Raw genomic sequence first — 18,955 nt, forward strand, 5'->3', positions numbered from 1 at the left:
TGCTTTTTCAATTCATTAATCCATTTGTTTCAATAAAGTTCTTTGTCTCTTCATTCCCGAGCTCATAAATCATTGAGTAAATCTCTTGTCTTTTTCGATCCATTTCATCATTCGGACTGTCATAATGATATTCAAGAAACGGAACATGCGCTCGAAAGAAGCCTTTCCAATCTGTCATATACTGTTCATCGAAATAGTCTCTCAGCTGCAAAATTTGATCATCATCTGCTTCTATTTGAAATTGCCAAGCCGCCGCATCTCTATGCTGCGATATCGACCCATCCTGTACAGATACATAATATGTGTGTCTCGCCATCTGATTCATCCTTTTTCCTTTAGTATGACCAGATATGAAAAAATTACGGCTTTTTGCGCAATTTATTTTTCAACATGTCCAACACATCAATAAACAACTGTGGAATGGGAATTCCGAGGGCATTGGCTGTCGAGACGATTTGGTAAGATTCATAAATAATATAAAAGATGATCGCTAAATCCTTAATCATCCCATTTGTCTTCAGCATGACATCGAAGAAATGCGCCATCGATATTAAGGAGACCGTCACAATCTTTCGAACAAGCCGTGTAAAAAAACGTTTCATTGTGAGCTGCCCAGTCAAAGATTCTCTTAGGCTTGAACAAATTAATTCAATGGCCATCAATGTTACTAATATCATCAGTAAATATCCTGCTCCACCAAACAGAAAGCTCATCGCTGACAAACTGACTGTAAACAACGAAAAGATGCCTAAATCCTTGCTCACTTGGCATCAACATCCTTTCATAGTGGAACTCCTTACCTCAATAGTATATGCCGGATCCTCGCAATAGCTTGGACGACAAAAAATAAAGGCGTCGTCTTTTAAATCGGACAGAGTGATGACAAGAAAAAAAGCCGCCTTGTGCGGCGGCTTCCATTCTTAGACTCTGACATCAATAAAGCGAGCGTCTGAATCCTTTGGCTGAACAGCTTGAGGCTGCTGCTGAACTTGATCCAGCATGACCATGGCTTGTGCTGTATTCGTAGCAAGCTGTGAATTCAACAAACTAATATTGAGTGTTCTTTGAATGCTCGCGACTTGCTGACTCATCATTCCTGCAATGGAAGACATCTTCTCCCCTCCCTTCTCTTTTCTCTTCGGCTGAAAGCCCTATGATTTCAATGGGCTGTCTGTCACAAATCCATCAAAAAAGAATGCCGATCTTATGATCGACATTCCTTTCACATTCGTATTATCCTAAAAATGCTTTAAGCATCCAGTTGTGTTTCTCAATAGATTGATGTATCGCAAGCAGCATATCACCTGTTGTTTCATCGCCAACTTCTCCAGCCAGCTCCATTCCTTGCTTTAATTCCTCTGCGATATTGGAGAAATCATCATATAGATTTTTCACCATTTGCTCCGCTGATTCATTGCCTTCAGCTTCTTGAATGCTAGAAATTTCTAAGCATTCTTTCATTGTCGCAACAGGCTGTCCATTTAACGCAAGCATACGCTCAGCCAAATCATCAATGTATGTCGCTGTTTCTGTATAAAGTTCCTCAAATTTCTCATGGAGTGTAAAGAAGTCTTTTCCCTTTACGTACCAATGATAGTTATGTAATTTCACGTAAAGCACAGTCCAATCAGCTACTTGTTTATTGACGACGTTTAATAATTTTTCAGACATGTTCATTCCTCCTTATGTAATTGCGTTTAGTATGAGAATACCCTTTTCCTATTATACTGAAACCTGCCATGAATTTCTTCTATTTTGACTGCATGAAATATATGTTAATATGGAAATAAGGAGGGAGTTAGATGCTGTTACTTGGGATTATCAGCTTTATCATTATCTCAATCGTTGTCTTTTTATCACTGTGGACAACATCGAAGGCTTATGAATATAAGCATAAAATCGATTCACCACAGGATGCTGAACCAAACCAACGTCCTAACCCAAAATAAATCGCACTTAATGATGTGAGGTTTCTGCTTCAGTAGACGAACTCTCTTTTTTCACATCACCTACGTGGATGTTCGTCTTCGGCATATTATGCTGCTGTTTAGCTGTCACATGGACTTGTATGATATAAAGGCCATCTTTTTTAAAGGCTGTATGCAATTCATATACACCTTTGTTCTCTTTCTTTGGCTGAATCATCTTGCTGTTATCTTTGTCACCATCTTTCCACACTTCAAATTGAACATCGTCTGCATCATCAACAGGGGTATCACCATATGTGACAGCTGCTTTTACTATAACGCTTTCATTTTTCTCCACTTGCTCAGGTCCTGTAAGCTTCACTTCTAATAGCTCAGGCACCTCCCCTTTGCCGCTATTTGCTGCAGAGTTCCCACATGCACTTAGTAACATGAGCATCAAAATCATTCCCAACATTTTTCGCATCCCGAGTTTCCCCCTTCTTTTACTGACATGTCCATTTTAACAAATATCCCCTATTTTGACATCTCATGATCGAATTCAAAAAACCGGACATCAACATGTCCGGTTTATGATCTATTAACCAAATACTTTTAGAAGCTCTTCTTGATCTTGAGAAAGCCAGAAACGCATCAAACGTTTTGCCCCTTCAAGGTCATGAAGCTTCGCTTGGCCGCATTGCTCTTCGTTTGCAGCAGGAATCTCTGTTACCTCAACTGCATCCTTGAATGTTGCATCAAGAAGTTCAACGATCTCTTTTGGAGTAGGTGCACCACTGACCACTAAATAGTAGCCTGTCTGGCAGCCCATTGGAGAAATATCAATGATATCAAAATGATCGTATTTCTCTGAGTGTGTTCTAATGTTAAACGCAAGTAAATGCTCTAATGTATGAATCGTATCAGGTTTCATCGCCTGCTTGTTAGGCTGACAAAAACGAATATCAAATTTATTTACTTCCCCATCTGATCCCACTTTATGAACGCCGCAATGACGAACGTATGGCGCTTTTACAGCATTATGATCAAGTTCAAAGCTTTCAACTGAAGGCATAATCACCACTCCTATAATTGCAATTTCCTATATTATAACATATTTCTCCGACCAGCTTAGTTTATAAAACTTTCCTTCCTTGTCCTTTTTTCTTATACTGTGAAAGACAGACAAGGAGGAACCTCTATGAAACAAATTTTTATCGGCATCATACGCTTTTATCAAAAATGTATTTCCCCTCTTACACCGCCTAGCTGCCGGTTTTATCCAACATGCTCAAACTATGGGCTAGAGGCGATCAAAACGCATGGCGCTTTAAAAGGCGGCTGGCTCACCATCAAACGGATTTTAAAATGTCATCCACTCCATCCTGGCGGCATCGATCCTGTCCCGCCGAAAAAGGAAAAATAACTTATTTTTCTTCATATCCGTTGACGACTAAGTCAAGCTTGCCTGTTCCAGGATCAATGACAAGACCGTGCACAGGCACATCTGATGGAAGAAGCGGGTGATTTTTTACAACGGACACACTGTCCTTCACGCTCTCTTCAACAGAACTAAAGCTTTTGAGCCACTGTTTAAAGTCGATTCCTGAGTATTCCAGTACTTCAATACGCTTTTCTGGAATACCACGCTCAATGGCTTTGTTTAAAAGTGTTTGACTGTCTATTTTGCTCATACCACAATCATGATGCCCAATGACATAAACCTCGTCAGCATTTAATTCGTAAACAGCCACTAAAATGCTTCGCATAATACTTCCAAATGGATGAGAAACAAGAGCACCAGCACTTTTAACGATCTTGATATCTCCATTTTTCATGTTCATTGCACGCGGAAGCAGCTCGACAAGTCTTGTATCCATACATGACAGAATGACAGCTTTTTTCTGTGGAAACTTCGTTGTTGTAAATTCTTCGTATTTCTTCTCTTCAATAAACTGTTGATTATATTCGATGATTTCATCTAAAAGTTTCATACGTTTGCCCATTCCTTTATCTTTTTTAAAAATAAATATAGCACAATGTGAGAAATTTCGTCACGTTTTGCAGCGCATTTTTTTAAAGGAAACATCTGCTGATGAAATTTTTTTATTTTCCTCTTTTCAAATCGTAATTATTACGATACAATTACTCAGGACATTAAATCGTAATCATTTCTATCTAATAGATTGAGAGGAGACATTTCTACATGAAAAAAATCTTTTATATTTTAACAGCTGCTTTATTTGCGATCGGTCTTGCCGCTTGCTCAAGCAGTACGGGGACAAATGCTTCAAAAGGAAAGGCAGACGGGAAACTAACCATTTACACCACGATCTTCCCGATCCAAGATTTCACTGAAAAAATTGGCGGTTCTCACGTTCATGCGCAAAGTGTGTACCCGGCCAATGCAGATGCACACAGCTTTGAACCAAGTTCAAAAACGATGGTTGAAATGGCTGAAGGTGACGCCTTCATCTACAGCGGTACAGGAGCTGAAGCATTCGCTGACAAAACCGCTTCTACGTTAAAAGACCAAGGCGTGAAAACAGTCAAAGCAGCCGAAGGCATCAAATTGTTATCGACAAAAGAAGAGCATTCACATGAAGAAGGCGAAGACCATGATCACGACCATGAAAGTGAAGCTCATGACCATGATGAACACGACCATGGAGATAAAGATCCTCACGCATGGTTAGACCCGGTTTATGCAAAGCAAATGGCGAAAAACATTAAGGACACGCTCGTTTCATTAGATCCAGATCATAAAGACGAATACACAAAAAACTATGAAAAACTAAAAAAGGATTTGCAATCGCTAGATCAAGAGTTCAACACAACGTTATCTAAAGCAAAACATAAAGAAATCCTTGTTTCTCACGCAGCCTACGGTTATTGGGAAAAGCGCTACGGTATTGAGCAAATCAGTGTATTAGGGTTATCCGCTTCTGAAGAGCCTTCACAAAAGCAGCTCGAAAGCATTGTACAAAAAGCTGAAAAGCATCACATTCAATATGTGATTTTTGAAAACAACGTCAGCAGCAAAGTATCAGATACAATCCGCAGTGAAATTGGGGCAAAAAGCCTCACACTTAAAAATCTAGAATCTATTACTGAAGATGATGCCAAAAATGGCGAAAGCTACATCAGCTTAATGAAACAAAATCTAAAGACCTTAAAAACCGCTTTAAATGATTAATTACTAGAACCCCGGGTGATCATCCGGGGTTTTTTGCTGCAAAAAAGCACACCAATTCAGGGTGTGCTTTTTATTACAATTGATATTTTTTCTTAAACAACTCGGCTCTTCCGCCTTTTTCTCCGAATTTTTGTCGTCCTGTATAAAAAGGATGCGTATCAGAGCTTGTTTCTACTTTAATCACAGGATACGTTTTCCCATCTTCCCATTCTACTGTCTCATTGGATGTCTTTGTCGATTTACTCAAGAAGCGGTAACCGCTGTTTACATCCATAAATACAACTTCATGTGAGGTTGGATGAATATCTCTTTTCAATGTCAAAACTCCTTTCGTTATCAAAACGTAATGATTACGCTTTATATTTATATTCTACTCCCTCTTTTACAACTTGTCAAAAATCAAGCTTTCTTAGTCAGGAAGAATAATCTAAAAATGGTGGAGAATAATAACATCATGAAAAAGAGAAGCGATAAGAAAGGCGGAGAAAAAATTGACTGATCTCGTTTTAGCTAGAAGCCTGTTCGGCACAACCATGGGCTTTCATATTATTTATGCCTCGCTTGGCGTCGGCATCCCGCTAATGATTTTGTTAGCTGAACTCATCTTCCAAAAAACGAAGGACCCTCACTATGCTGTCATGGCCAAACGGTGGACGAAAGCGCAGGCTGTCTTGTTAGGTGTCGCCATTCCAACAGGCACGATTGCTGGTACTCAGCTCGCTCTTCTATGGCCAGGTTTTATGGAGGTCATCGGAAAGGTCATGTCACTGCCATTTCAGATTGAAATTTATGCGTTCTTTATTGAAGCATTATTTATGTCTATTTATGTGTACGCAGCGGATCGCCTATCACCTGCTATGCGCATCATTACCGTTATTTTTGTCGTGATTGGCGCAGCCGCTTCAGCGATTCTGATCACAAACGTACATGCGTTTGAAGGAACACCTGCTGGCTTTCAAATGGTCAATGGAGAGATTACAAATATCGAGCCTTGGAAGGCCTTTTTCAATCCAAGCTTTGTGGTGACTGCGACACATGTCGTGCTGTCTGCTTTTACAACAGGTGCTTTTGTGATTGCTTCGGTGGCCGCTTTTAAAATGCTCAAAACAAGAAAGAATGAGAAACTCTATACTTTTCATCGAAAAGCCCTTTTTCTTGGACTTATTGTAGGAGGCCTTTTCTCATTTCTTACGGCCTTAAATGGTCATGAGTCTGCTCAGCTTCTGTATGAATATCAGCCTGAAAAGTTAGCCGGTGCTGAAGGTTTATTTGAAACACAATCACATGCGCCTCTTGCAATAGGTGGTTTTACTGATGCCGATTCACAGGAAATTAAAGGAGCAATTGAAATCCCTTGGGCGCTTAGTTTTCTGGCAGGAAATAGCTTTGATACGGTGGTCAAAGGCTTAAATGATTTCCCTCGTGACGAGTGGCCGCCTTTATTTATTCACACATTATTTAACGGCATGGTTATCATTGGCTCAGTCCTCATTTTGTTTGCAGTGTTAGCACTGCTTTACCGTAAAATTTTAAAACGCGAACATTATCCGAAGTGGCTCCTTTTTCTTTACTTATTCGGCGGGCCCCTTAGTCTTTTGGCCATTGAGTTCGGCTGGATCTTTGCATGTACAGGCCGTCAGCCATGGGTCATTTATCGAATGCTCAAAACCTCAGAGGTCGTCACATCATCCGGTTCAATCGGTACGCTCTTTATCCTTTTTGCCATTGTCTATCTCATCTTAGGCATAGCAACCGTTATTGTACTGACGTACTACTTTAGAAAACATTCGATTGAAGAAGACCTACGGTTAACAGAATCTTAAAAAGGAGCGATCTAGATGCAAATGGATGTTACAACTGATGCGCTCATTGCAATCACCATCTTATGGGGATTCGTTTTTATCTATGCAGTGATGGCATCAATGGATTTCGGCGCAGGATTTTGGTCGATGATTTATATGAATAGAGAACAAACAAAGGCCGCTAATATTGCAAATAAATATCTTTCTCCAACATGGGAAGTAACAAACGTCTTCATTGTGGCGATTGTTGTTGCATTGTTTAGCTTGTTTCCAGGTGCGACCTTTGTACTTGGTACCGTTTTATTAATACCCGGCAGCATCATATTGTTACTACTTGCACTGCGAAGCGGGTTTCTCGTGTTTTCTCATTCACTCCCTAAAAAATACCGAAAAGCGGTTACTTACATTTCAGGGATAAGCGGCTTTATCATTCCGTCCATCCTGATCATGGTTCTTCCGATTACTCATGGTGGATTTATCTTTCAGGAGAACAACGTCTACTCATTAGATCTTGGACTGGTCTTTACGAGTGCAAATGTCTATTCTTTTGTCGGCTTTGCCATTTTCAGCACCCTTTTTCTTTCGTCTTTGCTTTTAGCTGATTTCTCGAATGTGGCTGATGAAGATGAAGCTTACAGCATTTATAGAAGAGGGGCTCTCATTACGGGTCCGCTTTCACTCTTGATGGCCTTTTTTATCATGCTGACATTAAGAAGCGAGGCCAATTGGCTGTTCACAAAAATGATGCAGAACATTCCTATTCTTCTTGTATCACTCCTGATGTTTTTGCTAGCAGGACTGGCTCTATTTTTACCAAACAGCCGGTTTAAGCAGCGGAAAGGCCGGCCCCGTTTAGCTGTCATTGCGATCACCATTCAATATTTTTTAGCAAGCTACGTGTACGGACGTGCCCATTTGCCTTATATGGCCTATCCAGATATTACAATCATGTCTGGATTTACAGACCCTGTCACATTTAGAGCATTGTTTATCACCTATATTGTAGGTTTTATCATCTTATTCCCTGGGTTCTATTTCTTCTGGAAATTGTTTATGAAGGATAAGCGCTATATTCGTCAGGAAGATTAACATGAATGGACGAGGTTCATTTCGGTTACATTATAGAAGAAAGACATACTCAAAAGGAGGTCATCTGTATGAGTCAAAAAATCCTTTGTGAAGTCAATAACTGTTCCTATTGGAATGCTGGAAACCGCTGTGGGGCAGATGCAATCTATGTCGTCAGCCACACAGGAAATACGGCTGAAAAAAGTGAAGAAACGGATTGTAAAACGTTTAAACCACAAGATCTTTAAGTCTCATTAAAGGAGGCGCTTCACATTGAAACACGATCGGCTGCTTCAAACGTTTTTTGACGAAATTCATGACGCGGACGAAGCCGCATTTTATCAGGCTGCTCACTCCTTTTTAAACCTTTGGGATTATGAATATGGCCATGCAGCAGACATGCCCAATGAAATGAATCACTATATCGGACAGCTTGCTTACGACAGCGAGCTTGTAGAAGAGTAAGAAAGAGCGGATCACCGCTCTTTCTTTCTTAATGAGACAGGAAGGAAAAACTTTCTCTCACTATACATAGATTTTATTGGATGTGCAAAAGGTGATTCACTCGTTTTCACATCACAAAATCATGTTTTGTAAACACGTCAATTTTATCTGAAAAAGAACGAAGCGCTTGATAGTCCACTTCTACGCCCATTCCTGGGGAACGAGGTACCTCAATAAAACCATTCTCAACCTTGATTTCAGGAAAAATGATATCTTGCTCCCAATATTTTGATGAAGCTGAAATATCACCTGGGATTGTAAATTGAGGAAGGGAAGCAAGTGCCACGTTCTGCGCGCGGGAAATGCCTGTTTCAATCATCCCTCCGCACCATAATGGAATTTGATGCTCCTTACTGAATGTATGGATTTTAAGGGCTTCTGTCAGCCCCCCAACTCGTGAAGGCTTCACATTAATAATTTGACAGCTGCCAAGCTCTACAGCTTTTCTAGCATCATCTAAAGAACAAATACTTTCATCCAAACATATCGGTGTTTTTAAATGCTTTTGCAAATGGCGATGATCCACGATATCATCTGCAGCTAATGGCTGTTCAATCATTAATAAACGAATGTCATCGAGCTGCTTGAGCTTGCTAATATCCTTTAATTCATAAGCAGAGTTTGCATCCGCCATTAATGGAAGGTTAGGGAAAGACTCTCTAATTTTTTTAAGAAGTCCAATATCCTGTCCCGGCTTAATTTTCACCTTCACACGCTGATAGCCTTGGTCAACATATTGCTGAATTTGCTTCAGCATGTCGTCAATGGGTCCTAACCCCGCCACAACACCAGAAGGTATTCTCTCTTTGGTGCCGCCTAATACATCACGTAATGACTTATTCTCACGCTTCGCATAAATATCCCAAACAGCCGATTCGATTCCCGCTTTCGCCATCCTATTACCTTTAAATTGGTACAGGCTGTCTGGTATTTCTGAAGGGTGTGTAAAGGTGCGTGTCAGTACATTCGGTATAAAGAAAGCTCTCAGCATATGATAGCAAGTCTCAATGGTTTCTTCTGTATACCATGGAGAAGAAAAGGCTGACACCTCTCCCCATCCAGTCAATCCTGTTTGATCTTTTACCTCGACAATAATAAACTCACGCTCTGAGATGGTTCCAAGACTTGTTGTAAATGGCTGCTTGAGCTTCATCGTGACATGATATAAAATCACTCGTTCAATTTGAATCATCTAAAAACCCCTTTGATTTGAGTCTGTGCCTCTGCAATTTATTCGACGCATTTCTTGGCAGCTCGTCCACAAAGTGAAAAGCGGCGGGCCATTTATATTTTGCTAAATGCGACTCACATAATGCATAGAGCTCATTCTCCGGTATCTTATGGTCTGTGACAAGAAAGGCAGCCGGTACCTCTCCCCATCTATCATCATACATACCCGCCACTCCGGCTTCCTTTACATGCGGATGTGTTAACAGAACCGCTTCAATTTCAGCAGGATAAATATTCTCACCGCCAGAAATAATTAAATCTGAACGGCGGTCAAGCACAAATAAGAACCCTTCCTCATCCACATAGCCAATATCACCCGTTTTCAGCCAGCCTTGATCAAAGGCAGCTGCGGTTGCTTCTTCACGGTAAAGGTACCCTTTCATGACATTTGCCCCTTTCACCATAATTTCGCCATGCTCAAAAGGACGACAAGTGCGTGTACCATCTTGAATTTTCAGCTCACACCCAAAAAGGGGTTTTCCCGCTGATCCAAGCTTCTCTACACTAAATTCAGGCGCAAGGGTCACAATTTGTGAACAGGTTTCCGTCATACCGTACGATTGAAACACAGGGAAGCCTTTCTCTTTGCTTTCTTGAAGCATCGCAAAAGGCGCAGGTCCTCCGCCTAATAAAAGACAGCGCAAAGAAGACGGGCATTCTTCCAGTCTGCTTAATAAACGGGATAACATCGTTTGAACAACAGATATCATCGTCACACGATGCTGTTCAATAGAATCCTTTACTTCATCGACATCAAACTTCTCATGAAGTACGACAGTCATCCCATAGATCACAGACTTAAATAAAGCGGATAACCCGCTAATATGAAAAAGAGGAAGTGCAATAAGCCAGCGGTCATCCTCTCTGATGCCCATATTTAGTGCAGAGGAAACAGCACTATGAAAATGATTGCCAAACGTTTGCTCCACGCCTTTTGGGCGTCCTGTTGTGCCAGATGTATACATGATGGTCGCTGTTTCATTCAAATCAAATTCGCTCTCGATTTTCTTTTCATTATCTTGACCTGCTTCAGGTAAAGTCTCCATTGTATAAACGGGGAGATCACCTTTATGATCACTGGCATAAACAGGTTCAGTTAATAAAGCGGATGCTTTTGCATCTTCAAGCTGATAGCGCCTCTCAGCTTTTGTTAACTTATTGTTCAATAGCACGATTTTTAATCCTAATGAAAAACAAGCATGAACAAGCATCACCATTTGAGGCTGATTGTTCATCAAAAGCCCAACCGTTTCCCCTTTTTTCAATGATGCATCTGCAAGTCTATTAGAAAGCTCATTTACTTCATCAGCTAAATCGCGAAATGTCCACTTTTTATCCTGATAAATGAGCGCGATTCTTTCTGGCGTTAAATAAGCACGGTACAGCAGCCAATTAGGTTGCTTCATCATGACACCTCCTCTTCTTAAAAGAAAACAGCTTAGTCTGATGCACTAAGCTGTTTTTCATCGATATGATTGAATCAAGGGAAACGCGGGAACTGACCGAAGTCCGGCTTGCGTTTTTCCTTAAAGGAATCGCGTCCTTCTTTTGCTTCATCTGTTGTGTAATAAAGAAGTGTCGCATCTCCTGCAAATTGTTGAATTCCAGCTAATCCATCCGTATCTGCATTAAATGCAGCCTTCAAGAATCGTAAAGCAGTCGGGCTCTTTTCTAGCATTTCCTCACACCACTTCACAGTTTCTTCTTCAAGCTGCTCTAATGGTACAACTGTATTGACAAGTCCCATATCAAGCGCTTCTTGTGCATTGTATTGACGGCATAAGTACCAGATTTCTCTCGCTTTCTTATGACCAACAATACGTGCAAGGTAGCCTGAACCATAACCAGCATCAAAGCTGCCTACTTTTGGACCAGTTTGTCCAAAAATTGCATTATCTGCTGCAATTGTCAGGTCACATACAACGTGAAGAACGTGCCCGCCGCCGATTGCATAACCAGCAACCATTGCAATCACCGGTTTTGGAATCACTCGAATCAAACGCTGTAAGTCTAATACATTTAGACGCGGAATTTGATCGTCTCCTACATAGCCGCCATGGCCGCGTACTTTTTGATCTCCACCAGAACAGAATGCTTTGCCGCCAGCTCCTGCAAGTACGATTACACCAACATTTGAATTATCACGAGCACGTGAAAATGCATCAATTAATTCACTCACAGTCTTTGGTGTAAACGCGTTATGTACATGTGGACGATTAATCGTGATCTTTGCGATCCCATTGTACGTTTCATATAAAATTTCGTCATACTGACGCTCAGTTTGCCATTCAATAGCCATCAATAGTTCCTCCTCTAAAATCTTGCGTAATAAACTCACTTACTATTTTACCAAAAAAATGTGGTTGTTCCACATGAACTGTATGCCCAGCCTGCTCAGCCAATATGAATTGACTGCCTTCAAGCTCCTGCTGCATACGTTTGGCGATATTGCAGAACTTTTCATCAAGCGCTCCGCAAATCAACAAAACAGGTAAATTCATATGCTTTAATGCCTTCCAAACAGAGGGCTGCGAACCTGTTCCTAGGCCTTCTAAGCTGCGAGCCAGTCCAAGTGGATTGGCTTTCAGCCTTCCCTCTCTCAATTGAGCCTGCGTTTCAGCTGATAAAGTTTTCTGCGAAGCAAACAGTGGAATACTCTCCCAAAAATCCACAAACTTCACTAAACCTTCATGTCTAAGTTTCTGAGCGAGCTGATGATCGTGTTTGAGTCTTGCCATCCGCTCTTTAAAAGTGCGAAGCCCTGGAGAGGTACTCTCAAGGATCAATTTGTTGACACGATCTGGATAACGAGAGGCAAATGATAAAGCAATACGTCCTCCCATAGAATATCCGAGAATATTCACTTTGTGAAGCTTTAATTGGTTTATAATCTCTGCAAGATCTGCCAGCTGATGCGACATCGCATATCTTCTCATACTTTCTGGTGAGTCCGTGCGGCCATGTCCAAGCAAGCTGACTTGAATCAATCTTGTATTCTCCATATAACCATTCAAGAACGTCCAAGAAGCCGCGCTTCCAGTGAAGCCATGTAAGCATAGCGTGGCATTCTCAGCCAATGGATTCTGATCCACCACCTCGTACGCCACACCATCACGCATCCGTATTATGAAAGAAGACATTCTTTTTTCACTTCTTCCAATATGTCATCCATCATTTGACGATGCTTGCTTACACGAGAATGCCGATCAGTTTCAATTTCAATTAAATGAAGCCCAGGCTCTTCTATATGCGCCATGTAGACATCATGTAATTCTTGTTTCGTTGACGGTTTCGAATAGGTTCCCCCATACAGCTTCGAAGCATACTCAAAATTCAGTCCAGTCGGCGTACCGAAGAGTTTTTCATAATACGGTTCATCAGACGCCTGTGGAAGGAAAGAAAAGATGCCTCCCCCATCATTGTTTAACAACACAACCGTCAGCGGAATGTCCAGCAGCTTAGCTGCAAGCAAACCGTTCATATCATGATAAAATGATAAATCTCCAATCACTAAGGTGACTGGCTGTTTCAAAGCCGCATACGTGCCAAGTGCTGTAGACACAACGCCATCAATGCCATTGGCTCCTCGATTCGCCATCATCCGAAAAGGCTTCGATTGCGCTTCAAAAAATGTATCCACATCACGAATCGGCATACTGTTTCCGATAAAAAGGACACTCTCCTTCGGCAAGAGATGCTGAAGCTGACGGTACACATTTCCCTCAAATGACAGATTCTCATCAGAATAATGGGATGCATGCGTTCTGAATGAAGAATTAGCATTCTGCCAGCGTTTTAGAAAACTTGTATCCTCACGTTGATCCGCTCTCTTGAATACTTCATCTACAAAAGTTGCCACATCACTTTCAATGACGTATGAAGCACTCAAGCCAGGATCTCGAAAACCTCCGGCAGCATCAACGACAATCTGATTCACTTCCACATGTTTTTCCAGCCACTTGAATAAAGGTTTGGACACAGGCATCGGTCCAAAACGAATGACCATATCCGGCAATAGATGCTGCTGCAATGCTTCATCTTTCAATAATGAATCATACGCATCAATAATAAGATCTGCATGTTCATGACCATTTCGCAAATGAGAAAGCGGGTCCGCTAAAATCGGAATATGCAAGGCTTTCGAAAGACGTAACACTGCCTCTTTCTCTTCCTGTGTATGAAGTTCACCACACACAATCAGTCCCTTTTTGGAATGGTTCATGACCGTCACGATTTCAGACATCACATCATCATTTGGGAAAGCCTGTCCTGCAGCTATGACCTTTTTTCGGCCTGTTTCTTCTCGCTCAAAAGGATCAATAGACAAATCAGGAAGCAATGGTTCTCTCAGAGGGACATTGATCTGAACAGGTCCCTTCGGCTCTTGCATTGACATATGATTTGCTCTTGCCGCAGCCGTCTGAACATAGCGTAACATCGTCTGACTTTCTTCTGGCAATGCTAAGTCTGTGAACCATTTAACAAACTTACCGAATAAGAATTGCTGATCAATCGCTTGAGGTGCCCCAACTTCCCTCAATTCGTGCGGCCGATCAGCAGTTAAAACAATAAGTGGTACACGGGAATAATGTGCCTCTACAATGGCTGGGTAAAAGTTAGCAGCTGCCGTACCTGATGTACAAATAAGCAGCACTGGTGCTTGACTTGCTTTTGCAAGACCAAGCGCATAAAAAGCAGCAGACCGTTCATCCACTAATACATGAACATTGATGTCTTGATGGGCAAGAGCCAGCATCGCAAGCGGGGTTGAACGGGAACCAGGACAGACAACCGCTTCCTTCACACCACCTTGTACAAATTCATCCATCAATCTGCCAATATATGTTGTCATGATTTGATTATTCAATCGGACGACCTCCAAGAGCAGATAGCATTGGTCTTAATTTCACTTGCGTTTCCTCGTACTCCTGCTTTGCAAGGGAATCCTCTACAATGCCGCAGCCAGCGAACAAACGAACATGGTCTTCCTCAATAAGACCTGACCGAATGGCGACAGCAAATTCTCCATTATCCTGAGAGTCAATCCAGCCCACCGGCGCCGCGTACCAGCCACGCTTCAACGGTTCGATTTCACGAATGACCTCAACCGCTTTTTCCTTCGGATATCCGCCTAATGCTGGCGTCGGATGGAGCTGTTCAATTAATGAAAAGAGGGAACAGCTGCTTTTAATTTCTCCCACAATCGGTGTAAACAAATGCTGAATGTTTTTTGTTTTATAAAGACTAGGTTGATTTGGTTTGTGCACGTGAAGGCAATTGGCCTCAAATGCTTGCTCAATCATATTGACGACAATTTGATGTTCAATCAAATTCTTCTCATCATGCAGCAGTTCCTCGCCTAATGCTCGATCTTCCGCTTCATCTTTTCCTCGAACAATCGAACCTGCTAAACAAGATGAAAAGACCTCTCCGCCGCTTTTTTTTACTAAGCGTTCCGGCGTAGCTCCGACAAATGCTTGTCTTCCTTGTTCAACCGCAAATACATAACTCGTTGTTTGATGCTTTAATAATTCTGCTAACAGTGGAGCGAGTTCTATTTGATTTTTATAGTGAAGCAAGACTTCTCTTGCTAAAACAACCTTTTCATATTCGTTTGCACGAATGTGGTCTGTCGCTTCTTGGATCGCCTTCATCCATTCCTTCACATCTAGTTCTTCCATATGAACAAGTTCAGCTTGTCCATCATGTCTGAGCGGTAATGTTTCAAAATGAGAGGCTTTTTGTTCTAATTCTTGAATGAGCTGATGAACATTCCCGTCCACCTGCTTCCATTCATTGATCGTAAGAAACGTGCCTTCTTTCGAGACAGTGAGCATCATCGATGGCACAAAAAAATGAGCCTCGCCAAAAGCTTCCCAGTGACGCGCCTTCTCTTCATACGGATCAAATGAGAATCCTCCAAATAAAAGCGGACCAACAGCCGCTTGCCTTAACTCCTTCTCATCATGAAAATGGAACATGTGCTGCTTCAGCTGTTCCCATTCTTGATGGACTATATCAAATCGTTCCTTGCCTTGCTCAGTTGATTTAATGACGGCCGCTCTGCCAAGTCCAGAAAATATCATTTGGCTTTCTGGATCAGACCAAAAAAACCGCTCGCCTAAAAAATCCGCTTCGCCGCTTTGGAAAAAGGCAAGAGGATCCAGATCGTCAACTCTTCTGGAGTAGCTTATCAAAACAGCATGGTTGACGTTATTCGCTTCTTCTAATGTCGCAAGCGCTTCCTGCCGGAAAGTACTTTGCACTGTTGTCACCATGATACATTCCTCCAAAATCCATGAAATAACATAAAAAAATAAAACCATAATGAAAAAATACATGATCATTCGAGTATGTCGAATGACCTGCTTTTCTATTATAAACCTTAACAGATGAACTTAGTAAAGAAAACAGCTTTTAAAACCTCGAATCCTTATTATATCACGCTTTCTAGATTTTTTCGCTCCTGCTTCTTGAAACGAGAGCATCTAAAGGAAAAATGGCAAGTCCTGTTCTAAGATCAAGCTCTCTCTCGATATGGCAACGATTAGCAAACATCTTTTTCCGGTTTCATCGCATCAATATATTGACACCTTTTTGAACTTTGCTAAACTGGAATTTGGACGTGTACGTATTTTTTTATTTAAAGGAGTATATTTTATGCAGCATCAATCGATATCAGATCAGCTTTCACCGATTAAGCCTGATAAGAACTGGCGGATTTGGTGGAATTTACTACGACCGCATACATTAACAGCGGCATTTATTCCCGTTACTTTAGGAACTGTTCTAGCACTTCCAAGTGGTCAAATACATGTTGGGCTATTTTTAGCTATGCTGTTGGCATCTATGTTTATCCAAATCGCAACGAACATGTTTAATGAGTACTTTGATTATGTTCGCGGATTGGACAACGAGAAATCTGTTGGCATCGGCGGAGCCATTGTAAGAAACGGTGTGAAGCCAAAAACAGTCCTCGGCCTCGCTTATGCACTATTTGCGCTTTCTTTACTACTAGGGGTGTATATTTGCATGATGTCTAGCTGGTGGATTGCACTGATAGGACTCATTTGTATGGCAGCAGGCTATTTCTATACCGGCGGCCCTGTACCCATTGCATATACGCCGTTTGGAGAACTTGTGTCAGGTGCTTTTATGGGACTAGGAATCATCTTGATTAGTTTCTATATCCAAACAGGCACACTGACATCTAAAGCTTTTCTCGTTTCACTACCAATTTCTATTTTAGTTGGTGCCATCTTACTATCGAACAATATCCGCGATTTAGACGGCGATAAAGAAAATGGACGAAAAACACTTGCAATCCTTGCTGGGCGAAAAGCTGCAGTGAACATTTTACTTTCCATGTTTTTGGTCTCATATGTACTTATTTTTGTTTATATCTTCACAGATATTGTCGGCCTTTGGAGTCTTCTTGTTTTACTCAGTGTGCCAAAAGCATATACAGCTATCAAAGAATTTAAGCAAAAAGAAAAACCAATTGAATTAATGAATGCCATGAAATCTACAGCTCAAACCAATACATTTTTCGGTTTCCTGCTGACAATCGCTTTGATCTTACAATACTATATTGCGTAACAAAGAACGCCTGCAGCCGCAGGCGTCAGGCTGTCGAGAAAATCTCGACAGCTTTATTTTTTCCTTAAACTTTCCATCTCCTCATTTTATAATAGAGAAAAACCCACTTAAGGAAGGTGTTTTTCTCATGTTCCACACTAGAAATTCTTCTCAGCACGAAGCCGAATTTGTATTGCTAGATCAACTGGTCGAAGAGGATCACCTGCTTCGTAAAATTGATCAGTACATTGATTTTTCATTTATCGTAGATAAAGTAAAACCGTATTATAGTGAGAATAAAGGTCGCCCTTCTCTTGATCCACTTATTTTGTTCAAAATGATGTTTATCGGATACCTGTACGGTATCCGTTCTGAAAGACAACTTGAAAAAGAAATTTACTATAACATGGCGTATAGATGGTTTTTAGGTTTGAACATCAATGACCCCGTTCCTCATCACTCGACCATTAGCTGGAATCGTCGTACTCGATTTAAAGATACAACGATTTTTCAAGATATTTTTGATGAAATTGTGCTTCAAGCCATCAATCATGATATGGTAGGAGGCCGCGTTCTTTTTACTGATTCAACTCATCTTAAAGCCAATGCCAATAAACATAAATATACGAGAAAAACGATTGAACAAGATACCCAGAACTATATAAATGAATTAGAAGAAGCGATCCAAGAAGATCGGGTGGCACACGGAAAAAAGCCCTTAAAGGTAAAAGAGGAGGTGAAAACGAAAAAAGACATTCGTCAAAGTATGACTGACCCTGAGAGTGGCTATCTTTATCGTGAAAATAAACCGGAAGGCTTTTTCTACCTAGACCACCGTACAACGGATATGAAGTACAATATCATCACGGATGCCCATGTCACGCCCGGCAATATCCATGATTCTATTCCGTATCTTGATCGATTGGATCACCAAATCGCCCGATTTGGTTTTCAAGTAGAAGCTGTTGCCCTTGATTCTGGTTATTTGACAACCTCAATCTGTAAAGGTTTATCGGATCGCCATATTTTTGGTGTCATCGCACATAGACGCTTTCATCCAACAAGAGGATTATTTGAGAAGTGGAAATTTCAGTATGATTCTGAATCTGATCACTACATATGCCCAAATGGCGAGAAGCTATTATATACGACAACTGATCGAAAAGGTTATAGGTTCTACAAATCAGACCCTAAAAAATGCGTATCGTGTCCTTTCCTTGAGAGCTGTACAAGATCGAAAAATCATCAAAAAGTGATCTCAAGACATGTATGGGAGGAACACAAAGAAAAGATCAGACAAAATCGTCTGTCTGCCTCTGGAAAAGAGCTATATAAAAAAAGAAAAGAAAAAATAGAGCGAAGCTTTGCAGATTCAAAACAACTGCACGGGCTTCGCTACTGTCGGTTGAGGGGAAAACAAAACGTGAGTGAGCAAGTTCTCCTCACAGCTGCGTGCCAGAACATGAAGAAGATTGCCACACACCTAGCGAAGCTAGGCTAGGTGTGTGGGAGGCCTTTTTCATTAAATCCCATCCATCATAATTACGATGAAAATAAAAAAGATTGTAGAAAAACATGAGTTTCTCTACAATCTGACGCCTGCAGCCGCAGGCGTTTTTTCATGAGGAATTGCTTCAAATTGGAACTAGTCTTACAGACAAAATTGCTCATAC

The 18,955-nt window shown here is 41.1% G+C and carries 23 protein-coding genes; 9 read left to right on the forward strand and 14 right to left on the reverse strand.

Features of this window, described 5'->3' with window-relative positions:
- Positions 1-7: 7 nt before the first annotated feature.
- The 4 genes from GKC25_RS13365 to GKC25_RS13380 all read right to left on the reverse strand — a co-directional run bounded on the left by GKC25_RS13365 (position 8) and on the right by GKC25_RS13380 (position 1,671).
- Positions 8-316 (reverse strand): hypothetical protein, encoded by a 309-nt coding sequence (locus tag GKC25_RS13365; protein WP_034665329.1) that lies wholly within the window; start codon positions 314-316, stop codon positions 8-10.
- Between the two features lie 43 nt (positions 317-359).
- Complete coding sequence (locus GKC25_RS13370) at positions 360-764, reverse strand: phage holin family protein (RefSeq protein WP_034665325.1); 405 nt, start codon at positions 762-764, stop codon at positions 360-362.
- Positions 765-920: 156 nt separating this feature from the next.
- Positions 921-1,112 carry a hypothetical protein gene (locus GKC25_RS13375; protein ID WP_034665322.1) on the reverse strand — a complete coding sequence of 64 codons (192 nt, stop codon included), beginning with the start codon at positions 1,110-1,112 and terminating at the stop codon, positions 921-923.
- Between the two features lie 121 nt (positions 1,113-1,233).
- On the reverse strand, positions 1,234-1,671 hold the full coding sequence (locus tag GKC25_RS13380; protein ID WP_003217576.1) for a Dps family protein: 438 nt from the start codon (positions 1,669-1,671) through the stop codon (positions 1,234-1,236).
- 131 nt (positions 1,672-1,802) lie between these two features.
- Between GKC25_RS13380 and ytzI the strand changes: the two genes are divergently transcribed.
- Positions 1,803-1,949: a YtzI protein gene (ytzI, locus tag GKC25_RS13385; RefSeq protein ID WP_034665318.1), complete on the forward strand. Its 147-nt coding sequence runs from the start codon at positions 1,803-1,805 to the stop codon at positions 1,947-1,949.
- Between the two features lie 7 nt (positions 1,950-1,956).
- Here the strand turns inward: ytzI and GKC25_RS13390 are convergent, their stop codons facing one another.
- The gene (locus tag GKC25_RS13390; RefSeq protein WP_034665315.1) at positions 1,957-2,391 is read right to left on the reverse strand and encodes a FixH family protein; all 435 of its coding nucleotides are present in this window, start codon (positions 2,389-2,391) and stop codon (positions 1,957-1,959) included.
- 114 nt (positions 2,392-2,505) lie between these two features.
- Entirely contained in the window at positions 2,506-2,979 is a 474-nt protein-coding gene (locus GKC25_RS13395) for an S-ribosylhomocysteine lyase (protein ID WP_003217624.1), read from the reverse strand.
- Positions 2,980-3,105: 126 nt separating this feature from the next.
- Between GKC25_RS13395 and yidD the strand changes: the two genes are divergently transcribed.
- On the forward strand, positions 3,106-3,330 hold the full coding sequence (gene yidD, locus GKC25_RS13400) for a membrane protein insertion efficiency factor YidD (RefSeq protein WP_003217666.1): 225 nt from the start codon (positions 3,106-3,108) through the stop codon (positions 3,328-3,330).
- Between the two features lies 1 nt (position 3,331).
- Here yidD and GKC25_RS13405 read toward each other — a convergent pair whose 3' ends face one another.
- On the reverse strand, positions 3,332-3,898 hold the full coding sequence (locus tag GKC25_RS13405) for a beta-class carbonic anhydrase (RefSeq protein WP_034665310.1): 567 nt from the start codon (positions 3,896-3,898) through the stop codon (positions 3,332-3,334).
- Positions 3,899-4,110: 212 nt separating this feature from the next.
- Here GKC25_RS13405 and GKC25_RS13410 point away from each other — a divergent pair, with 212 nt between their 5' ends.
- Positions 4,111-5,100, forward strand: coding sequence for a metal ABC transporter solute-binding protein, Zn/Mn family (locus tag GKC25_RS13410; protein ID WP_034665307.1), 990 nt, complete (start codon positions 4,111-4,113; stop codon positions 5,098-5,100).
- Positions 5,101-5,173: 73 nt separating this feature from the next.
- On the opposite strand, the gene GKC25_RS13415 is transcribed toward GKC25_RS13410, so the two are convergent.
- Complete coding sequence (locus tag GKC25_RS13415; protein ID WP_187704039.1) at positions 5,174-5,416, reverse strand: type B 50S ribosomal protein L31; 243 nt, start codon at positions 5,414-5,416, stop codon at positions 5,174-5,176.
- 175 nt (positions 5,417-5,591) lie between these two features.
- Between GKC25_RS13415 and GKC25_RS13420 the strand changes: the two genes are divergently transcribed.
- From GKC25_RS13420 to GKC25_RS13435, 4 genes are all read left to right on the forward strand, one after another.
- Positions 5,592-6,923, forward strand: a complete 1,332-nt coding sequence (locus GKC25_RS13420; protein ID WP_034665295.1) for a cytochrome ubiquinol oxidase subunit I — start codon at positions 5,592-5,594, stop codon at positions 6,921-6,923.
- 21 nt (positions 6,924-6,944) lie between these two features.
- Entirely contained in the window at positions 6,945-7,991 is a 1,047-nt protein-coding gene (locus tag GKC25_RS13425) for a cytochrome d ubiquinol oxidase subunit II (RefSeq protein WP_181185487.1), read from the forward strand.
- A 68-nt stretch (positions 7,992-8,059) separates the two neighbouring features.
- Positions 8,060-8,218 carry a DUF1540 domain-containing protein gene (locus tag GKC25_RS13430; protein WP_008360682.1) on the forward strand — a complete coding sequence of 53 codons (159 nt, stop codon included), beginning with the start codon at positions 8,060-8,062 and terminating at the stop codon, positions 8,216-8,218.
- 25 nt (positions 8,219-8,243) lie between these two features.
- Positions 8,244-8,435 (forward strand): hypothetical protein, encoded by a 192-nt coding sequence (locus GKC25_RS13435; protein ID WP_034665287.1) that lies wholly within the window; start codon positions 8,244-8,246, stop codon positions 8,433-8,435.
- A gap of 106 nt (positions 8,436-8,541) precedes the next feature.
- On the opposite strand, the gene menC is transcribed toward GKC25_RS13435, so the two are convergent.
- The 6 genes from menC to GKC25_RS13465 all read right to left on the reverse strand — a co-directional run bounded on the left by menC (position 8,542) and on the right by GKC25_RS13465 (position 15,982).
- Entirely contained in the window at positions 8,542-9,666 is a 1,125-nt protein-coding gene (gene menC / locus GKC25_RS13440; RefSeq protein ID WP_106038094.1) for an o-succinylbenzoate synthase, read from the reverse strand.
- Positions 9,653-11,113 (reverse strand): o-succinylbenzoate--CoA ligase, encoded by a 1,461-nt coding sequence (locus GKC25_RS13445; RefSeq protein ID WP_034665278.1) that lies wholly within the window; start codon positions 11,111-11,113, stop codon positions 9,653-9,655. Before GKC25_RS13445 ends, menC begins: the two co-directional genes overlap by 14 nt.
- 71 nt (positions 11,114-11,184) lie before the next feature.
- On the reverse strand, positions 11,185-12,003 hold the full coding sequence (menB, locus tag GKC25_RS13450; protein WP_034665273.1) for a 1,4-dihydroxy-2-naphthoyl-CoA synthase: 819 nt from the start codon (positions 12,001-12,003) through the stop codon (positions 11,185-11,187).
- Positions 11,993-12,844: a 2-succinyl-6-hydroxy-2,4-cyclohexadiene-1-carboxylate synthase gene (gene menH / locus GKC25_RS13455; protein ID WP_187704040.1), complete on the reverse strand. Its 852-nt coding sequence runs from the start codon at positions 12,842-12,844 to the stop codon at positions 11,993-11,995. The genes menB and menH overlap by 11 nt, the downstream gene beginning before the upstream one ends.
- Positions 12,829-14,571 carry a 2-succinyl-5-enolpyruvyl-6-hydroxy-3-cyclohexene-1-carboxylic-acid synthase gene (gene menD, locus GKC25_RS13460; RefSeq protein WP_106038095.1) on the reverse strand — a complete coding sequence of 581 codons (1,743 nt, stop codon included), beginning with the start codon at positions 14,569-14,571 and terminating at the stop codon, positions 12,829-12,831. The genes menH and menD overlap by 16 nt, the downstream gene beginning before the upstream one ends.
- The gene (locus GKC25_RS13465) at positions 14,564-15,982 is read right to left on the reverse strand and encodes an isochorismate synthase (protein WP_095286114.1); all 1,419 of its coding nucleotides are present in this window, start codon (positions 15,980-15,982) and stop codon (positions 14,564-14,566) included. The genes menD and GKC25_RS13465 overlap by 8 nt, the downstream gene beginning before the upstream one ends.
- Positions 15,983-16,364: 382 nt before the next feature.
- Here GKC25_RS13465 and GKC25_RS13470 point away from each other — a divergent pair, with 382 nt between their 5' ends.
- Positions 16,365-17,303, forward strand: a complete 939-nt coding sequence (locus tag GKC25_RS13470) for a 1,4-dihydroxy-2-naphthoate polyprenyltransferase (protein WP_034665260.1) — start codon at positions 16,365-16,367, stop codon at positions 17,301-17,303.
- A 127-nt stretch (positions 17,304-17,430) separates the two neighbouring features.
- Positions 17,431-18,783 (forward strand): IS1182 family transposase, encoded by a 1,353-nt coding sequence (locus GKC25_RS13475; RefSeq protein WP_106038609.1) that lies wholly within the window; start codon positions 17,431-17,433, stop codon positions 18,781-18,783.
- Positions 18,784-18,955 lie beyond the last annotated feature (172 nt).

The sequence above is a fragment of the Bacillus pumilus genome (assembly GCF_038738535.1).
Taxonomy (GTDB): domain Bacteria; phylum Bacillota; class Bacilli; order Bacillales; family Bacillaceae; genus Bacillus.